Source organism: Streptomyces sp. NPDC015139, from assembly GCF_043079785.1.
GTDB classification, from domain to species: domain Bacteria; phylum Actinomycetota; class Actinomycetes; order Streptomycetales; family Streptomycetaceae; genus Streptomyces; species Streptomyces albidocamelliae.
The window spans coordinates 196,040-214,842 of sequence record NZ_JBIBUW010000007.1; the positions used below are offsets into that span (position 1 = coordinate 196,040).

Here is an 18,803-nt window from a genome sequence, read left to right on the forward strand (position 1 = left end):
ACTGGGTCAAGTATCCGGGGGTGAGTATGTCCGTCCAGGACGTGCGGGCGTTCAACCGGTTCTACACGGGCGTCATCGGCGCTCTCGACTACGGCCGTCACCTCTACGCGCCGTACACCCTCACCGAGGCCCGGGTGCTGTACGAGCTCGCGCACGCCGCGCAGCTGGACGCGGCCGATCTGCGGACGCGGCTCGGGCTGGACGCCGGTTATCTGAGCCGGATCCTGAACAGGTTCGAGGACGGCGGGCTGATCGAGCGCGGGCCCTCGGACAGCGATCCCCGCCGGCGCCGGGTGCGGCTCACCGACCCGGGACGGGAGGCCGCCGGGCTGCTGGACGAGCGGGCCCGTGACACGGTCGGGGCGTTGCTCGGCACCGTGGCCCCGCGGGACCGGACGCGGCTGGCCGAAGCCATGCGGACCATTCGGGGCATCCTCGGGGACTATCCCGCCCCCCGGCCCGGCGAGGTCGTGCTGCGCGAACCCGGCCCCGGTGACCTCGGCTGGATCGTGCAGCGCAACGCCGCCCTGTACGCGGCCGAGTACGGCTGGAACTCCGACTACGAGGGCCTCGTCGCCCGGATCGCCGCCGACTTCGCGCAGGACCACGATCCGCACCGGGAGCGGGTGTGGATCGCCGAGCTGGACGGCCGTCCGGCGGGCTGCGTGATGTGCGTACGGGACGATGCGCCGGGCACCGCGCGGCTGCGGCTGCTGCTCGTCGAGCCCGAGGCGCGCGGGCACGGCATCGGCGACCGGCTGGTGCGGGCCGTCATCGGCTTCGCCCGCGAGGCCGGCTACCGGGACCTGGTGCTGTGGACCAACGACGTGCTCGGCAGCGCCCGCCGCATCTACCAGCGGCACGGCTTCACCCTCGTCGCCGAGAAACCGCACCACTCCTTCGGCCAGGATCTCCTCGGCCAGGACTGGCGCCTGGAATTGCATGGACCCGGCGACTGAGGGGTACTTTCCGTGCCCATGAAGCTGGCGTTCTCCACACTCGGTGTCCCCGGCCTGCCCGTTCCTGAGGTACTGGCCCTCGCGACCGCACACGGCTACCACGGCGTGGAACTGCGCGCCCACCCCGAGGAACCGGTGCACCCCGGTCTCTCCCCCGCCGACCGCGCCCGGACCGCGGCCCTGTTCAAGGAGGCCGGGGTCGAGGTACTGGGCGTCGCCGGGTACACGCGCGTGGCCGCGCCCGGCGACGACGCCCCGGTGCTGGAGGAGATCCGGGGACTCCTCGGACTCGCCCACGACCTGGGCGCGCCGTTCGTCCGTGTCTTCCCCGGCGCCGACCCCGCCCTGCCGCCGGAGGAGTCCGACGCCGTCGCCGCCCGGCGGCTCGGCACCGCCGCCGAGGACGCCGCCGCGCTCGGCGTCCGCATCCTGCTGGAGACCCACGACTCGCACCGCACCGGCGCCGACGCGATCCGCGTCCTCGGACCGGTCGGCCACCGGCAGGTGGGCGCGCTGTGGGACGTGATGCACCCCTGGCTGGGCGGCGAACAGCCCGCGCAGACCTACGCCTCCCTCAGCCCGCATCTGGGATACGTGCAGGTGAAGGACATCGCCTCGGCCGAGGACACCGCCCCGCTGCCGCTCGGCGCGGGCGTGCTGCCGCTCACCGAGTGCGTCGACGTCCTGTGCCGGCACGGCTGGGACGGCTGGCTGTGCTGGGAGTACGAGAAGCGGTGGTACGAGACGGCCGCCCCGCTCCCGGAGCTGCTGGGCCCGGGCCGCGACCACCTCGTACGGCTGCTGGACGAGGCGGCGTAGCGCCCGCCGGGGAAGGGCCGCGCCCCGCTCCGGAGCCGGGGCGCGGCGCCCTTCTCCGCTCATGAGCCTCGCCCGCCCGCTCGTCGGCGTACGGCGGCCGCGCACCTCACCCGAAGAGTCCCCACGCCCGGCCCGGCGACGGCGTGAGATCCGAACACCCGCACACAGACGGTCGCTTCGGCGGCCCGGCGTCGGTGGGCTCCTCCCCCGGGCGGGAACCCGGCCGCGGGGCGCGCCGTCCAACGGGCAGGCTGCCGGACGAGTCTCCGTGCCGTGGTGCCGGCTCCTCGCGGCTGGACGCGAGGAGCCGGCTCACCCCTTCCGCCGCGGCACGCCCGGCAGCCCGCCGCCACCGGCGCGCCCCCCTCCCATGCGCCGGTGGCGGCCTCGTCCACCGGTACTGTGCATTGTCTTGACGGAAAGAAACTTCCCGGATTTGCTGATTCCTCGGAAGTTTCCTTCAGCGGTTCTCCTCCGGAAGGAGCGCACGTGCACGACACCAGCACGGGAAGCACCGCACGGCCGTCCAGACGCGCCGTCCTCGCCGCGACCGCGGGTCTCACCGCCGCGCTGACCGTACCGACGACCGCCCGCGCCGCCACCCCCGACGAACACCGCCTGCGTGCCCTCATCTCCCGGATGACGCTGGAGGAGAAGGTCGGCCAGCTCTTCGTCATGCGGGTCTACGGCCACTCCGCCACCGCCCCCGACCAGGCGGACATCGACGCCAACCTCAGCGAGATCGGCGTCCGCACCGCCGCCGAGCTGATCGCGAAGTACCGCGTCGGCGGGATCATCTACTTCACCTGGGCGCACAACACCCGGGACCCGCACCAGATCACGGACCTGTCCAACGGCATCCAGCGGGCGTCCCTGGACCAGCCGCGCGGACTGCCCCTGCTCGTCGCCACCGACCAGGAGCACGGCGCGGTCTGCCGGGTCGGCAAGCCCGCGACCCTCTTCCCCGGCGCCATGGCGATCGGCGCGGGCGGCTCCCGCTCCGACGCCCGCACCCTCGGCCGGATCTCGGGCACCGAGCTGCGCGCCATGGGCATCAACCAGGACTACTCCCCCGACGCCGACGTGAACGTCAACCCGGCCAACCCGGTCATCGGCGTACGGTCCTTCGGCGCCGACGCGGAGGCGGTGGCCGGGATGGTGGCCGCCGAGGTGAAGGGCTATCAGGCGGCACGGGTCGCGGCGACCGCCAAGCACTTCCCCGGCCACGGGGACACCGCCGTCGACAGCCACTACGGCTTCCCGGTCATCACGCACAGCCGGGAGCTGTGGGAGAAGCTGGACGCGGTGCCGTTCCGGGCCGCGATCCGGGCGGGCATCGACTCCATCATGACCGCGCACATCCAGTTCCCGGCCCTGGACGACTCCGGCGACCCGGCCACCCTGTCCCACCCGATCCTCACCGGCATCCTGCGCGGCGAACTCGGCTACGACGGAGTCGTGATCACCGACTCCCTCGGCATGGAGGGCGTCCGCAGCAAGTACGGCGACGACCGGGTGCCGGTCCTCGCGCTCAAGGCCGGCGTGGACCAGCTGCTCAACCCGCCGTCCATCGACGTGGCCTGGCACGCGGTGCTCAAGGCGGTCCAGGACGGCGAGCTGACCGAGGCCCGCGTCGACGAATCGATCCTGCGCATCCTGCGCCTCAAGGCGCGGCTGGGACTCTTCACCGACTCCCACGCCGACCGCGCGGGGGTGGACCGCGCGGTGGGCATCCCGTCCCATCTGGCCGCCGCCGACCGGATCGCCGAACGGACCACGACCCTGCTGGTCAACGAGGGCGGTCTGCTCCCGCTCAGCCGCCGCACCGAGCCCCGCGTCCTGGTCGTCGGCGCCGATCCGGCCTCCCCGTCGGGTACTACCGGCCCGCCCACCGGCGTGCTCGCCGCCGCCCTCACCGAGCTGGGCTTCACCGCCACGGCCCTGTCCACCGGCACCGCCCCCTCGGCCGCGACCGTCACCAAGGCGGTCGACGCGGCACAGGACGCGGACGCGGTCGTCGTGGCCACCTACAACGTGACGGCGGGCAGTGCGCAGCGGACCCTGGTGGACCGGCTGCTGGCCACGGGCAGGCCGGTGGTCGCGGTGGCCGTCCGCAACCCCTACGACTTGGCCCAACTGCCCTCGGTGAAGGCCTGCCTGGCGGCCTACTGCTGGACCGACGTGGAGGTGCGGGCCGCCGCACGGGTGATCGCCGGACGCGTGTCCCCGCGCGGCAGGCTGCCGGTGCCGGTGCAACGGGCGGACGATCCGGCGCGGGTGCTGTACCCCATCGGGCACGGGCTGTCGTACTAGCCGTCCGTCACGCGTCGGGCGCCCCGCCCCCGGCGGGGCGCCCGGGACCGTGAACGCGACGGGCGGCCACGACGGCGGTGGCCGACGGTGCCGTGCCGGGCCGTCGTGGCCGCCCGTCAGGTGTCAGGGCCGCAGCGCCGGTTCGCGCTCCACGTCCCGGACGTCGAGCTTCGCGTCGTGGCGGGCCAGCGGCCTGGCCGCCGACGGGTTCGCCAGGACCGCCGGGGAGGCCACGCCCGCCCACCGCAGGATCCGCGCGGTGGCCAGGGCCTTCTGGTCGGGGACCAGACCCGCCACGTTCGCGCCGTGGTTCATGCCGGGCGCGGTGAAGACGTACGCGTCACGCGCCCCGTCGCCCAGCCGGAACCGCTCCGAACCCCAGGGGTCGTTCTGGCCGTAGACGAAGAGCATGTGCGAGGCGTGGTGGCGGACCCAGGAGTCCACGTCCCGCATCGCCTGCGGCTGGAAGCGCATCGGGATGGAGCGGGGCACGAAGTTGCGCGGCGGCTGGTAGCCGTAGCGGATCAACTTCCGCTCGATGTACGGGAAGTGGATCGTCGGCGCGCCCAGCTGGGTGCCCGCCTGGTAGTAGTACGGCGTGTACTGCTCCAGGCCCTGGTCGGTGTAGGCGGAGAAACCGGAGATGGTGTCGACCGAGTTCCAGATCTCGTCGTCGGTCGCGGTGGCCGCGTGCGCCGGGACGGTGTCGCAGTCCGCCAGCAGGCTGTACTGCCAGAAGCCCCACACGTAGTCGAGGACGACCGCCTCGTACGCCTTGTCCAGGCTGCCGACGGTGCCGAACGTGTAGCCGTTGTCGGCGGCGTACTGCGCGTACTTCTTCTCCAGCGGCTCGCGGCGCACCAGCGCCTCCCGCTGCACGGCGTTCAGCCGGTCCCGGCACTCCTTGGTGCCGACCCGGGTGAAGAAGCGGTCGTAGGCCGAGTCCTCCTTGTTCACGACGTCGTTGGGGGCCACGTAGGCCACCACACCGTCCATGTCGCGGGGGTAGAAGCGCTCGTAGTACGTGGCCGTCATGCCGCCCTTGGAGCCGCCCGTGGCCAGCCAGTTGGCGGGGTAGACCGACTTGAGGGCCGTGAAGACGCGGTGCTGGTCGCTCGCGGCCTGCCAGATGTCGAGCTTGGACCAGTCGGCCGGCGCGGGGCGGGACGGGGTGAAGAAGCGGTACTCCAGGGAGACCTGGTTGCCGTCCACGATCTGGGTGGGCTCGCGGCGCGAGGGCGTCGTGGAGACGTTGTAGCCGCCGGTGTAGAAGACCGTCGGGCGGCTGGTGTCCTTGTGCAGCACGGTGATGCGCTGCTGGAAGGTCCCCCGCTCCGGGTGGCGGTGGTCGATCGGCTGGGTGTAGTTCAGGACGAAGTAGCGGTAGCCGGGGTACGGCTTCTCCTGGATCAGGCTCATGCCCGGTATGGACAGCAGCCGGTCCTTGATGTCGGAGGGCTCGGACTGTGCGGCGGTGGCCGCGCCCGCCGTGCTCAGCGTGCCTATGAACACGGTGAGCGCCAGCAGCCATCTGAGCACCTTGCGCATGCGCACTCTCCCCTGTGAGACAGATGTGCGCCGGAAGTTATCCCAGCAACTGCCGTCACACCAGGGGGTATTGAGTGTTCTTCAGGATGTGGTCAAGTGGGTCAGCACAGGATCCAGCCGGAGCTGACCGCGTAGTGGTCCACCACGCCCTTGATCCATACGCAGCGGTGCCCGGCGTGCACGGTGACCGGGCCCGCGTGGTGCTTGTAGCGGCCCCGGTCCACGACGGGCCGGTTGCCGCGGGCCTGCACGCTGACCGACATGGTGCGAGTGGCCCCGGGGTGCCGGGCGACCGTGACGGCGCAGACGTAGCCGCCGCGCTTGTAGACGTGGGTGACACCGGTGCGGAACGGCAGGGTGCGCACCTCGCGGCCCGCGCAGCCGTCGGCCGCGGCGGCCTGCGCGGTGCCGGTCGCGGTGAGCCCGAGCAGTCCGGACGCGGCCAGCGCGGCCGCGCCGAGCGCCAGTCTCCGGCGTATCGCACCCATGTCCATGTCGACCTCCCCGAACACCTGTCCCGCGTTCCCCCGGTCACCGTACTGATGTACGGACGCAGGACATGTGTCGGATGGTTGCACGACCGTCAGCGGGACGCGCCGACCGGCTCCTCCGGCTCGGACTGGCCGACGAAGGTCCGCCACAGTGCGGCGTACCGGCCGTCGCGGGCCAGCAGCTCCTCGTGCGTGCCGTCCTCGACGACCCGGCCGTGGTCCATCACCACCACCCGGTCCGCGCGGGCGGCCGTGGTCAGCCGGTGGGCCACCACCAGCGTCGTACGACGGCCCGCCAGGCGGTCGGTGGCCAGGTTGACCTGCGCCTCCGTGGCCAGGTCCAGGGCGGCCGTGGCCTCGTCGAGGAGCAGGACGTCGGGGTCGACCAGTTCGGCGCGGGCGAGCGCGATCAGCTGACGCTGGCCGGCCGACAGGTTCCGGCCGCGCTCGGCGACCTCGTGCAGATAGCCGCCCTCCAGCGTGGCGATCATCTCGTGGGCGCCCACCGCGCGGGCCGCCGCCTCCACCTCGGCGTCGGTGGCCTCGGGACGGCCGTAGGCGATGGCGTCGCGGACGGTGCCGGGGAAGAGGTACGCCTCCTGCGGCACGACCCCGAGGCGGTGCCGGTACGAGGTGAGGTCCAGGGCGCGCAGGTCGGTGCCGTCGGCGGTCACCCGGCCGGCGGTGGGGTCGTAGAACCGGGCCACCAGCTTCACCAGCGTCGACTTCCCGGCGCCCGTCTCCCCCACGAACGCGACGGTCTGCCCGGCCGGGATCGTCAGGTCGACGCCGGTCAGGGCCTCCTCGCCGTCCCCGTACGCGAAGTGCACGTCCTCGAAGGCGATGTCCCCGCGCAGGGACCGTACGCCGAGCGGGTCGGCGGCCGCCTCGGTGGAGGTCGGCTCGCGCAGCAGCTCCTGGATGCGGCCCAGCGACACGGTGGCCTGCTGGTAGCCGTCGAACACCTGGGAGAGCTGCTGGACGGGGGTGAAGAACAGGTCGATGTAGAGCAGGTAGGCGACGAGCGCGCCGGTGGTGAGGGTGGCCGCGTCGACCCGTCCCGCGCCGGCGATCAGCACGGCCGCCGCGGCGATGGAGCTCAGCAACTGGACGAACGGGAAGTAGACCGAGATCAGCCGCTGGCCGCGGACGCGCGCGGCGCGGTAGCTGTCGCTGCGCTCGGCGAACCGCCGCGCGCCGTCCCGCTCGCGCCGGAAGGCCTGCACGACCAGCAGTCCGGACACCGACTCCTGGAGGTCGGCGTTGACCAGCGACACGCGCTCGCGGGCGAGTTCGTACGCCTTCACGCTGGCCCGCCGGAAGAAGAAGGTGGCGACGATCAGCGGGGGCAGGGTGGCGAAGACGACGAGGGCCAGCTGCAGGTCGATCACCAGCAGCGCGACCATGATGCCGAAGAAGGTGACGACCGAGACGAACGCCGTGACCAGACCGGTCTGGAGGAACGTCGACAGCGCGTCGACGTCCGTCGTCATCCGGGTCATGATCCGGCCGGTCAGCTCGCGCTCGTAGTAGTCGAGGCCGAGCCGCTGGAGCTGGGCGAAGATCTTCAGCCGCAGCGTGTACAGGACGCGCTCGCCGGTCCGCCCGGTGATCCGGGTCTCGCCGATCTGCGCGGCCCACTGGACGACGACGGTCAGCAGGCCGAGCAGCGCGGCCGCCCAGACGGCCCCGACGGCCATCCGGGTCACGCCCTGGTCGATGCCGTGCCGGATCAGCACCGGCAGCAGCAGTCCCGCGCCCGCGTCCACGGCGACCAGCAGCAGGCTGACCAGCAGGGGGGTGCGGAAGCCGCGCAGCAGGCGGCGCAGGCCGTAGGAGTCCTCCGGCCGGACCGCGCGCCCCTCGTCGACGTCCGGGACGTCGGTGGCCGGGGGCAGCGCCTCGACCTGGGCGAGCAGCTCGGGCGTGGCCGGGGTCCCGCCGAGCGCCCGGTCCTTGGGCTCGCGGTCGCCGGTCCACAGCCGCGGGGTGAAGCCCCGCTCGGCGTCGAACTCGGCGTCCAGCTCGTCGCGTACGGAGGTGTCCTCCTGCGGCTCGGCCGGGCGCTCGTGGCCCGGGGAGACCCCGCCCAGCTCGTCCGGGTCGGTCAGCAGCCGTCGGTAGAGGGCCGAGCGCTCCTGGAGCTCGTCGTGGGTGCCGATGTCGGCGAGCCGGCCGCCGTCCAGGACGGCGATGCGGTCGGCGAGGTTGAGGGTGGAGCGCCGGTGGGCGATGAGCAGGGTGGTCCGGCCCCGCATCACCTGCTGGAGCGCCTCGTGGATCTCGTGCTCGACCCGGGCGTCCACGGCCGAGGTGGCGTCGTCGAGGACCAGCAGGCGGGGGTCGGTGAGCAGGGCGCGGGCGAGCGCGACGCGCTGGCGCTGGCCGCCGGAGAGGGTGAGGCCGTGCTCGCCGACCTTGGTGTCGTAGCCCTCGGGCAGCTCGGCGACGAACCGGTGCGCCTGGGCGGCGCGGGCGGCGGCCTCGATCTCCTCCTGGCTCGCGTCCGGGCGCCCGTAGGCGATGTTGGCGCCGACGGTGTCGGAGAAGAGGAAGGAGTCCTCCGGGACCAGTCCGATCGCGGCCCGCAGCGAGTCCAGGGTCAGCTCGCGCACGTCGTGGCCGCCGATCAGGACGGCACCGTGGGTGACGTCGTAGAAGCGCGGCAGGAGCAGGGAGAGCGTGGACTTGCCCGAGCCGGAGGAGCCGACGACGGCCAGGGTCTCGCCGGGCCGGATCTCCAGGCTGAGCCCGTCGAGGACCTTCGGGCCGCCGGCGTACCCGAAGGACACGTCGTCGAACTCGACGGTCGCGGGCGCGTCGGCGGGCAGCTCCTTCGTGCCCTCCGTCAGCGTCGGCTCGGTGTCGATGAGCTCCAGCACCCGCTCGGTGCCGGCGCGGGCCTGCTGGCCGACCGTGAGGACCACGGCGAGCATCCGGACCGGGCCGACGAGCTGGGCCAGGTAGGTGGAGAAGGCGACGAAGGTGCCGAGGGTGATGTGGCCCTGTACGGCGAGCCAGCCGCCGAGGGCCAGCATGGCGACCTGGCCGAGCGCGGGCACGGCCTGGAGCGCGGGGGTGAACCTGCTGTTCAGGCGGATGGTGCGCAGGCGTCCCGCGAAGAGACGGTGGCCGACCTCGCGGAGCTTGCCGGTCTCCTGGTCCTCCTGCCCGAAGCCCTTCACCACGCGGACGCCGCTGACGGCGCCGTCGACCACGCCCGCGACGGCGGCGGCCTGCGCCTGGGCGTACCAGGTGGCGGGGTGCAGCTTGGACCGGCTCCGCTTGGCGATCCAGCCGAGCGCCGGCGCCACGGCCAGCGCGACCAGGGTCAGCGGCAGCGACAGCCACGCCATGATGACCAGGGAGACCAGGAAGAGCAGGATGTTCCCGATGGTCATCGGGAGCATGAAGAGCAGGCCCTGGATCAGCTGGAGGTCGCTGGTGGCCCGGCCGACCACCTGCCCGGTGGACAGCTCGTCCTGGCGGCGGCCGTCGAGGCGGGTGATCGTGTCGTACATCTCGGTGCGCAGGTCGTACTGCACGTCGAGGGCGAGCCGGCCGCCGTAGAAGCGCCGGACGTACGTGGTGACGTAGACCAGGACGGCCGCGCCTATCAGGGCGCCGGCCCAGGGGCCCATGGCGCGGCTGTGGTCGCCGATCACGTCGTCGATGACCACCTTGGTGATCAGCGGGACGACCGCGAGGACGGCCATGCCGGCGAGGGACGAGCCCAGGGCGAGGACGACGTCCTTGGGGTACCGCCATGCGTAGGCCGCCAGCCGTCGTGCCCATCCCCGTTGCGCTGCCACGCCGGTGCCTTCCTGTCGACCTGCTCTACCGGAAGGCACCAACGCCGTGAGCGGGCGATTTCATCCCGCCGTAACAATCGCGCGGTCCGGGCGGCCGGCGCCGTCACGTTCCGTGACGGGTGGGACGGGCGAGCCGGTGTCCGCGGGCCCGGCGGCGGGCCGAGAGGCCGTCGCCGCCGGGTCGCGGTCGGGACGCCCGGTGTCAGCCCTGGGGCGGGGTGGCGACGAACGCCTCGCTGGGGCGGCTGGTCGGGGTGTAGCGCGTGACGCCGGAGGTGGTCGGCACCAGGTCCTTGTGGATGGCCTTGGCCACGTTCTGGATGGTGGTGACGCCGTAGCTCATGGTGCTGTTGTCCTGCGTCAGCACCGAGATCATGTAGTCGTGCCCGGCGCCGTTGAAGGTGCCCAGGCTGTGCACGCGCCAGCCGTGCGTGGAGCGCTGCAGCCAGCCGTTCTTGACGTGCACGGCGACGGAGGACGGCGCCCCGGCGGGCGTGCCCCAGCGCTGCGAGGAGACGACCTGGCCCATCAGCTTCAGGATGTACGCGCGGGAGTTGTCGCTCAGGACGGTGTTCTTGGCGGTGACGAGCTTGAGCAGCTTCTGCTCGTCGGTGACGTTCTCCTGGGTCAGGCCCCAGTAGCCGTTGGCGCCGGGCGTGGTCTTCGTCATCCCGGCGGCGGTCAGGAAGCCCTTGATCTTCGTCGTGCCCAGCTGCTTCCACAGCTTGCTGGTCGCGTCGTTGTCGGACTTGGTGATCATCGCCTTGGCGAGCGCGGTCTCGGTGTCCGTCAGGTAGCGGTTGTGCTTCTTCGCGTCCCACAGCAGCGTGGCGAGCACGGTGACCTTGACGGTGCTGGCCGAGTCGTAGGCGCTGGTGGCTCGCAGGGTGCACGTGGTCTTCGTGCTGCGGTCGTACAGGCCGACGGCGACCGTTCCCTTGCGGCCCGCCAGGGCGGCCGTGATGTCCTTCTTCAGCTTGGCCGCGAGGCCCGCCTTCGCGGACGTGCAGCTCACCGCGGGCGTGACGGCGGCGGCCGGCGTGGCGGCGGTGACCGCCGGAACGAGCAGCGCGGCGCCGACGGCGGCCGCGAGCGCCCGACCGGATATCCGGTAAGTCATGGAAAGTTCCCCTAAAACGTCTACGGGCGTCCCCCTGAACGCCGTCGAGCGCACCCGTGCGCTGCCTGACTGGACTCGCGAGGGCACGCGAAAGTTGTACACGCTTTCGCCGTGCGGGAGTTCGAGAGGGGGGCGGGGGCGGGGCGGGGCTTCGCTCATGACGGGGCGCCTGTCCGCCTCTCCTTTCCGAGGAACGGCCCGGGCACCCGACGCCAGACGCACCGGCCCGGGGCCCGGGTCCGCTCATCACACTTCGTCACTCACACCGGTGAAGACGTTCTCCTCCCGGGCGTGTTTAGGCAGCCGCCCAGGACGGTGGCGAGGTTCCGGGTACCTCCGCCAGGGACTTGGGGCCTGGCACGCCACGGGAGCCGGTCGTCGTTCGACGCGCTCGGCGTACACAGTTTTGAACCGATCTTTACTGACGCTTGATATCGCTTTCGATCGCGAACTCCCGTGCACGGTTAGGGTCTTCGGGCCAGTGAGTCGCACAACGGGGAGCAGGACGGCACCATGGCTGACCAGGGAAGCGCCGGCAGGGGCGAGATACTCGACATCAAGATGGCCGATCTGAAGAAGACGGCTCCGCATTTCCAGACGCACAGCCATGACCTCGCCAAAGCGCTGACCAAGCTCAAGGCGGCACTTTCGGCCGCAGGTTCCCCGTGGGGCGACGACAAGCAGGGCAAGGAGTTCCACAAGGCCTACGGGCCGAACGTGACGAAGATCGAGAATGCCGCGTCCATCCTCGCCGAGGGTCTCGCCAGCATCCGCGAGGCGATGGTCGACATGGCGGACGGTCACATCGACAACGAGCAGCTCGTCCGCTCGATGTTCAGCAAGGTCCAAGTGAAGGACCACGGCGAGGCCGGAGGCCACGGCAAGTGAGCGCGGCCGACAAGGCGAAAGAGATCGTCCAGGACCTCACCGGCATGTGGTGGCCCGACGCCGACGAGGACGGGCTGCGGGACGCGGCCAAGGCGTGGCGGGACTTCGCCGACGATCTGGAGGACGTGCTGTCGGCGGCGAACAAGTCGGCCCGCGGCATCATCGAGAACAACAAGGGCGAGGCGATCTCGGCCTTCGACGACCCGTACTGGCGTCGCTACTACCACGACGGCCACGGTTGGCTGAAGGACATGGCCGACGGCGCCCGCGACATGGCCAAGGCGCTCGACAAGTACGCGGACGCCGTGCACAAGGCGGTCAAGCAGCTCGAACACGAACTGGAGATCGTCGGCGCGACCATCGTCGCGGGCACCGCCCTCGCCATCTTCACAGCCGGCATCTCCGAGGCCGCCGCGGCGGCGGCCACCGCGGGCATCGTCGAACTCGCCGGAAGTCTGGGGGTCGCCCTCTCCACCGAGGTGGCCACGATCGCGGGCACCACCCTGGCCACCGCCGCGATCGGCGGCATCGAGTCGGTCACCGTCGACCTGGCCGTCACGCAGCCCGTCGCCGTGGCCACCGGCGAGAGCAAGGGCTTCAACCTCGACGAGGTGAGCGACGCGGCGACGGCCGGAATGGTCTTCGGCGGCGCCTTCGGCGGCGGCGCAGGAATCGCCAGGGTGGCGGGCGAGGCGGGCGGCTTCCGGGCTCTGTTCGACGGAATCTCCATCCCCGGTGCCCGTGCTCTGCCGAGCGAACTCGACGGGCTGGGCCCAGGCCTGCGTACCAGTGAGCAGGCCGCGACCGGCGACGCCCGCAGTGCCGCCCGTCAGGCCGCGGGCGACGACCCGCAGGGCACGGCGGAGAACCCGAAGAACAAGGTCCAGGACGACAACACGGACCCCGTCGACCTGGTCACCGGCAAGATGTACCTGCCGCAGACCGATGTCACCCTCCCCGGCGCTCTGCCTCTCGTCTTCACCCGCCGCGTGGAGTCCGGGTACCGCTTGGGCCACTGGTTCGGCCCCTCCTGGTCCTCCACTCTCGACCAGCATCTGGCCGTCGACGCCGAGGGCGTCGTCTTCGTCACCGAGTCCGGCCTGCTCCTCTCCTACCCCCACCCCGAGCCCGGTGCCTCGGCCCTGCCCAGCCACGGCAGCAACCGCTGGCCCCTGACTCGGGTGGACGGCGGCTACACCGTCGCCGACCCCCGCGCGGGCCGCGTCTGGCACTTCGCCGACCAGAGCGAGGACCGGGCGGTGATCGAGCAGATCGACGACCGCAACGGCAACTGGCTCTCCTTCGAGTACGACGCCCAGGGCACCCCGCTCGCGATCGTCTCCTCCGGCGGCCACCGGCTGAGAATCACCACGCTCGACGGACGGGTCACGGCCCTCCACCTGGCAGGAGCGGCACCGGACGGCACCGACCAGGAGATCAAGCGCTACGGCTACCGCGACGGCAACCTGACCGAGGTCGTCAACTCCACCGGCCTCCCCCTGCGCTTCGGCTACGACGAGGCGGCCCGGGTCACCTCCTGGACCGACACCAACGACCGCTCGTACACGTACGAGTACGACGACCGGGACCGCTGCACGGCCGAGGGCGGTTCCCACGGTCACATGTCCCTGCGCCTCTCCTACGACGGCACCGACCCGGCCACCGGCCACCGCGTCACCACCACGGTCACCGGCGAAGGCCATACCCGCCGCTACCTCATCAACGCCGACAGCCAGGTCGTCACGGAGATCGACCCCTCGGGCGCGGCGACCCACTTCACCCGGGACCGCTACAACCGGCTGCTCTCCACCACGAACCCGTTGGGCCACACCACGAGGTTCCACTACGACGACGCGGGCAACCTCGTCTCGGTCATACGCCCGGACGGCCGTGAGGCGACGGCGGAGTACAACGGTCTCGGGCTTCCGGTGAAGGTGACGAACCCGGACGGCACGGCGATCCGCCAGACGTACGACGAACGGGGCAACCGCACCTCGGTGACGGACCCGGCCGGCCAGACGACCCACTTCACGTACACGGAGGCCGGCCACCTGACGGCGGTGACCGACCCTCTCGGCAACACGACGAAGGCCGTCGGCGACCGCACGGGGCTCCCGGTGGAGGTGACGGATCCGCTGGGCGCCACCACACGCTACGAACGGGACGCCTTCGGCCGCCCGACCGCCATCACGGACCCGACCGGCGGAACGACCCTGCTGGAATGGTCGGTCGAGGACCACCTGACCCGCCGCACGGCCTCCGACGGCGCGACGGAGGCGTGGACGTTCGACGGCGAGGGCAACTGCACCAGCCACACCGACCCGGTCGGCGGCGTCTCCCGCTTCGAGTACACCCACTTCGACCTGCTGACGGCCCGCACGGGTCCGGACGGGGTGCGCCACGAGTTCGACCACGACACGGAACTGCGCCTGACGAAGGTCACGAACCCGCAGGGCCTGACGTGGACGTACGAGTACGACGCGGTCGGCCGTCTGGTGGCCGAGACGGACTTCGACGACCGCACGCTGACGTACACGTACGACCTGGCCGGCCGCCTGGCCGGGCGCCGCAACGCACTCGGCGAGGCCGTGTCCTTCGAGCGCAACGAACTCGGCCAGACGCTCAGGAAGAACGCCGCGGGCCGGATCACCACGTACGCCTACGACCTGACCGGCCAACTCGTCGAGGCACGAGGCCCGGACGGCACCACGCTGACGATGCTGCGGGACCGCTACGGCCGCCTGCACTCGGAGACGGTCGACGGCCGCACCCTGAGACTCACGTACGACTCCCTGGGCCGCCGCACCAGCCGCACGACCCCCACCGGCGCGACGACCAGCTGGTCCTACGACGCGGCAGGCCGCTGCACGGGCATGGTGGCGTCGGGCCGCGCGATCAGCTTCGGCTACGACGCGGCGGGCCGCGAGCTGTCCCGTCACATCGGCGGCGGGGTGGCCCTGGAACACACCTTCGACGCACTGGGTCGCCTGACGACCCAGTCGGTGACCGGCGCCGGAGGCCGCGCGGTCCAGCACCGGAGCTACTCCTACCGAGCCGACGGCAACGTGATCGGCACGGAGGACCGGCTCTCCGGCACCCGCCGCTTCGACCTGGACGCGACGGGGCGGGTGACGGCGGTCCACGCGGCGGGCTGGACGGAGCGGTACGCCTACGACGAGGCGGGCAACCAGACCCAGGCGTCCTGGCCGGCGGACCACCCGGGCGGCGAGGCGGTGGGCCCGCGCGCCTACACCGGCACCCGCATCACCCGGGCGGGCAACGTCCGCTACGAACACGACGCGCTGGGCCGCATCACCCTCCGCCAGAAGACGCGTCTGTCCCGCAAGCCGGACACCTGGCACTACGCATGGGACGCCGAGGACCGCATGACCTCGGTGGTGACCCCGGACGGCAGCCGCTGGCACTACACGTACGACCCCCTGGGCCGCCGCACGGCGAAGCTCCGCCTGGCGGACGACGGCGAGACGGTCGTGGAACGGGTGGACTTCACCTGGGACGGCACCACGCTCTGCGAACAGACGACGACCTCTGCCGGCCTGCCCCACCCGGTCACGCTCACCTGGGATCACCAAGGCCTGCGCCCGCTCGCCCAGACAGAGCGCATCACCGCGGCCGACGCGTCCCAGGACGAGATCGACTCCCGGTTCTTCGCCATCGTCACCGACCTGGTCGGCACACCGAGCGAACTCGTCGACGAGCAGGGCCGGATCGCCTGGCGCACCCGCAGCACCCTGTGGGGAACGACGGCATGGGCGGCGAACAGTACGGCCTACACGCCCCTGCGCTTCCCGGGCCAGTACTACGACCCGGAAACCGGCCTCCACTTCAACTACTTCCGCCACTACGATCCCGAGACCGCGCGCTATCTCACCGCGGATCCGCTCGGCCTCGAACCGGCCCCCAACCCCAGTGCCTACGTTCCGACGCCGCTGACCGGTTCCGACAGTCTGGGCCTGGCTCCGGACTACCACGAGTTCTACACCGTGCAGGACCCCGCGAACGCGGCGCGCTTGCGGGGAGACGGAACGCCCTGGCCCTCGGAGATGCATCGCGCGGCGTACGGTGAAGGTGTCTACTCGTGGGAGACACGTGCCCACGCGGAGCGATACTTCGAACGAGTGAGTGGGCGTGGCGCGAACGTGGAGATCGTCCCCTTCAGGATCGGTGCGGACGACTTCGCCAATCTCAAGAGGATCGACCTGCTCGCGATCAGCGAGGACGAGGCCACCGCATTCGCGGACAAGCACAGCCTGGTGTGGGGTGAGGGAACCCCGCACGGCTATGACTACGTCCGGGCGCCGACGGGAATGGGCCAACCCGAAAACTACTTCAATAAATCAATTTTCCATCTACTGAAATTCTAGGAAAGTCCGTGAGCCGCACCTTCCGATACCGCTTCCGCAGTCCGCTCGGAGGTCTCGCCGCAGATCTGACCGCCGAGTGGGCCTCGCCGGGCACCGATGACGGTTTCCTCCTGCAGGTGGACCGGAAGATTCGTCTCGCACCGCCCAGCGGCATGCACTGGCGCGACGTCTCCTGGCTGTCCTTCGGGCTGGCCGCGCACGCGTCCGATCTGATGGCACGGCACACCGAAGGACTCGTGCTGCGCGTCACCGCACTCACCTATCCACTCGCTCACTTCCGGTCGGAAGCGGCAGCCCTGGCCATGGACGGCTGGCTCAGGGAGGAGTTCGGCCTCCCTGAGCGTGGGCTGCGCGTCTCCTTCGACAGCGCGACGGGTGGCTACGACTTCGAGTGGGGTTCCTACGGTGACCCCTTCGAGGACGACCTCTTGAGGTAGGAACAGGGAGACGAGAGGGACCGGCCGGGCTCAGCCGATGAGTTCGCGGAACTGCTCGATCGTGCGGCGCATGGTGAGGAAGGCGAGCCAGGAGCCGTCGGTGAAGTGCAGGCGGAAGCGGGCCATCAGCTGTGTCCGGGGCCGGCGTTCGACCCGGGTCACCCAGGCCCGCTGCACCTCCCACAAGAGTTGACCAGCCGGTTCGCGACCACCGCGCCGACACCGACGCCCTTGGCGGAGACGACGGAGCCGTATGCCAGGAGCCGCTCACCGGGGGCCAGTCGACTGTGGGCGGAACGCTCATGCAGGGCAGACATGCCCAGGCCCCGGCGGCACGGACTCAATCCAGATGCGTCGCCGCGAACATCCGCAGCACCGCCGGGAGTACGACCACCGACGGGCCCGGGGTGGCGAGGGCCTTCGTCAGGTCCGTCTCCAGGGATTCCGGGGTCGTGCGGGTTCCCGGGACGCCGAAGGACTCCGCCAGGGCCACGTAGTCGGGGCGGGTGAGTTCCGTCGCCGTCGACTGGCCGAAGGCGTCGGTCATGTACTCGCGGAGAATGCCGTAGCCGCCGTCGTCGACGATCAGCCAGGTGACCGGCAGGTCGTACTGCCTCGCCGTCGCCAGCTCGGCGATGGAGTACAGGGCCCCGCCGTCGCCGGAGACCGCGAGGACCGGGCGGGACGGGTCCGCCGCGGCCGCGCCCAGCGCCGCCGGGAAGCCGTAGCCGAGGCCGCCCGCGCCCTGCGCCGAGTGCATGGTGTTGGCACCGCGCGCGTCGAAGGCCGACCACGCCCAGTACGCCAGGATCGTCATGTCCCAGAAGGACGGGGAGCCGGCCGGCAGGGCGCGGCGGACCGAGGCCAGCACGTCCTGTTCCAGGGTGAGTTCCTGGGCGGCGATGCGCTCCGCGACCCGGGCGAGCAGGTCCCGTACCCGGCCGGCCGCCTGGTCGTCCTCGCGCGGCGACACCGTCTCCAGCAGCGCCTGGAGCGCGAGGCGGGCGTCCGCGTGGATGCCGAGGGCGGGGTGGTTGGACTCCAGCTTGCCGAGGTCGGCCTCGATCTGGATCACCCGGCCACGCGGCTTGAACGTGTGGTAGTTCGAGGAGAGTTCACCCAGGCCCGAGCCGACCACCAGCAGCACGTCCGCGTCCTCCAGGAGGTCCGTGGTGTACCGGTCCTCCAGCCAGGACTGCATCGACAGCGGGTGCTGCCAGGGGAACGCGCCCTTGCCGCCGAAGGTGGTCACCACGGGGGCGTCGAGCCTCTCGGCCAGCTGCAGCAGCTTTCCTGAGGCGTCCGCGCGTACGACGCCGCCGCCCGCGATGATCGCCGGACGGGCCGCGCGGGACAGCAGGTCCGCCGCCACCGCCGTCAGTTCGGGGCGCGGCGCCAGGTCGTCCGGGGTCGCGTCCATCGCCGTCACCACCGGCAGGCCGGTCTCGGCGAGGAGGACGTCCTGCGGGATCTCCACCCACACCGGTCCGTGCGGAGCCGTCAGCGCCGACTTCCAGGCCGCCGCGATCGCGGACGGGATCTGGGACTGGCTGCGCACCGTGTGGACGGACTTGACCACACCGCGGAACGAGGCCGCCTGGTCCGGGAGTTCGTGGAGGTAGCCGTGGCGGCCGCCGCCGAGACCGGCCGTCGGGATCTGGCTGCTGATCGCCAGGACGGGGGCCGAGGCGGCCGCCGCCTCCTGGAGCGCCGCCAGGGAGGTCAGCGCGCCCGGGCCGGTCGAGAGCAGCAGCGGGGCCGCCTCACCGGTGATCCGGCCGTACGCGTCCGCGGCGAAGCCCGCGTTGTTCTCCACCCGCAGGCCGATGTAGCGCAGGGAGGAGCGGCGCAGGGCGTCGAACATGCCGAGGGCGTGCTGGCCGGGCAGGCCGAAGACGGTGGTCGCGCCGAGCCCGGCCAGGGTTTCCACGACCAGGTCTCCGCCGTTGCGCCCCGGGGGCGGGTTCAGCGCGGTCGAGATCTGTGCCGCCGTCGGGCGGAGTACCAGGTCGTGGTCGTGAGTCACTGCGC

12 protein-coding genes are annotated in these 18,803 nt (G+C 71.7%); 6 read left to right on the top strand and 6 right to left on the bottom strand.

The genetic code is table 11. The features are described 5' to 3' along the window. Positions 1-26 precede the first annotated feature (26 nt). The 3 genes from ACF08B_RS20840 (at position 27) to ACF08B_RS20850 (ending at position 4,091) form a co-directional block, all read left to right on the top strand. Positions 27-959: a GNAT family N-acetyltransferase gene (locus ACF08B_RS20840; RefSeq protein ID WP_392318913.1), complete on the top strand. Its 933-nt coding sequence runs from the start codon at positions 27-29 to the stop codon at positions 957-959. A gap of 18 nt (positions 960-977) precedes the next feature. Beyond that, positions 978-1,778 (top strand): sugar phosphate isomerase/epimerase family protein, encoded by an 801-nt coding sequence (locus tag ACF08B_RS20845; protein ID WP_392318914.1) that lies wholly within the window; start codon positions 978-980, stop codon positions 1,776-1,778. A 489-nt stretch (positions 1,779-2,267) separates the two neighbouring features. Continuing rightward, the gene (locus ACF08B_RS20850; RefSeq protein ID WP_392318709.1) at positions 2,268-4,091 is read left to right on the top strand and encodes a glycoside hydrolase family 3 protein; all 1,824 of its coding nucleotides are present in this window, start codon (positions 2,268-2,270) and stop codon (positions 4,089-4,091) included. A 123-nt stretch (positions 4,092-4,214) separates the two neighbouring features. Here the strand turns inward: ACF08B_RS20850 and ACF08B_RS20855 are convergent, their stop codons facing one another. The 4 genes from ACF08B_RS20855 to ACF08B_RS20870 all read right to left on the bottom strand — a co-directional run bounded on the left by ACF08B_RS20855 (position 4,215) and on the right by ACF08B_RS20870 (position 11,062). Further along, a complete protein-coding gene (locus tag ACF08B_RS20855) occupies positions 4,215-5,639 on the bottom strand; it encodes a S28 family serine protease (RefSeq protein WP_392318710.1) in 1,425 nt (474 codons plus the stop codon). Between the two features lie 101 nt (positions 5,640-5,740). Continuing rightward, positions 5,741-6,133, bottom strand: a complete 393-nt coding sequence (locus tag ACF08B_RS20860) for a hypothetical protein (RefSeq protein ID WP_392318711.1) — start codon at positions 6,131-6,133, stop codon at positions 5,741-5,743. 89 nt (positions 6,134-6,222) lie between these two features. Further along, the gene (locus tag ACF08B_RS20865) at positions 6,223-9,942 is read right to left on the bottom strand and encodes an ABC transporter ATP-binding protein (protein ID WP_392318712.1); all 3,720 of its coding nucleotides are present in this window, start codon (positions 9,940-9,942) and stop codon (positions 6,223-6,225) included. 202 nt (positions 9,943-10,144) lie between these two features. Then, entirely contained in the window at positions 10,145-11,062 is a 918-nt protein-coding gene (locus ACF08B_RS20870) for a serine hydrolase (protein ID WP_392318713.1), read from the bottom strand. Between the two features lie 513 nt (positions 11,063-11,575). Between ACF08B_RS20870 and ACF08B_RS20875 the strand changes: the two genes are divergently transcribed. Genes ACF08B_RS20875 through ACF08B_RS20885 form a run of 3 tightly spaced genes read left to right on the top strand, consistent with a single transcriptional unit; the run spans position 11,576 to position 16,772 of the window. Further along, entirely contained in the window at positions 11,576-11,950 is a 375-nt protein-coding gene (locus ACF08B_RS20875; protein ID WP_392318714.1) for a hypothetical protein, read from the top strand. After that, entirely contained in the window at positions 11,947-16,335 is a 4,389-nt protein-coding gene (locus tag ACF08B_RS20880) for a DUF6531 domain-containing protein (RefSeq protein ID WP_392318715.1), read from the top strand. The genes ACF08B_RS20875 and ACF08B_RS20880 overlap by 4 nt, the downstream gene beginning before the upstream one ends. 8 nt (positions 16,336-16,343) lie before the next feature. After that, complete coding sequence (locus ACF08B_RS20885) at positions 16,344-16,772, top strand: hypothetical protein (protein WP_392318716.1); 429 nt, start codon at positions 16,344-16,346, stop codon at positions 16,770-16,772. A 30-nt stretch (positions 16,773-16,802) separates the two neighbouring features. Here ACF08B_RS20885 and ACF08B_RS20890 read toward each other — a convergent pair whose 3' ends face one another. Together ACF08B_RS20890 and ACF08B_RS20895 are read right to left on the bottom strand one after the other, a co-directional pair. Further along, positions 16,803-16,934, bottom strand: coding sequence for a hypothetical protein (locus ACF08B_RS20890; RefSeq protein ID WP_392318717.1), 132 nt, complete (start codon positions 16,932-16,934; stop codon positions 16,803-16,805). Between the two features lie 178 nt (positions 16,935-17,112). Continuing rightward, positions 17,113-18,798, bottom strand: coding sequence for a thiamine pyrophosphate-binding protein (locus tag ACF08B_RS20895; protein ID WP_392318718.1), 1,686 nt, complete (start codon positions 18,796-18,798; stop codon positions 17,113-17,115). Positions 18,799-18,803 lie beyond the last annotated feature (5 nt).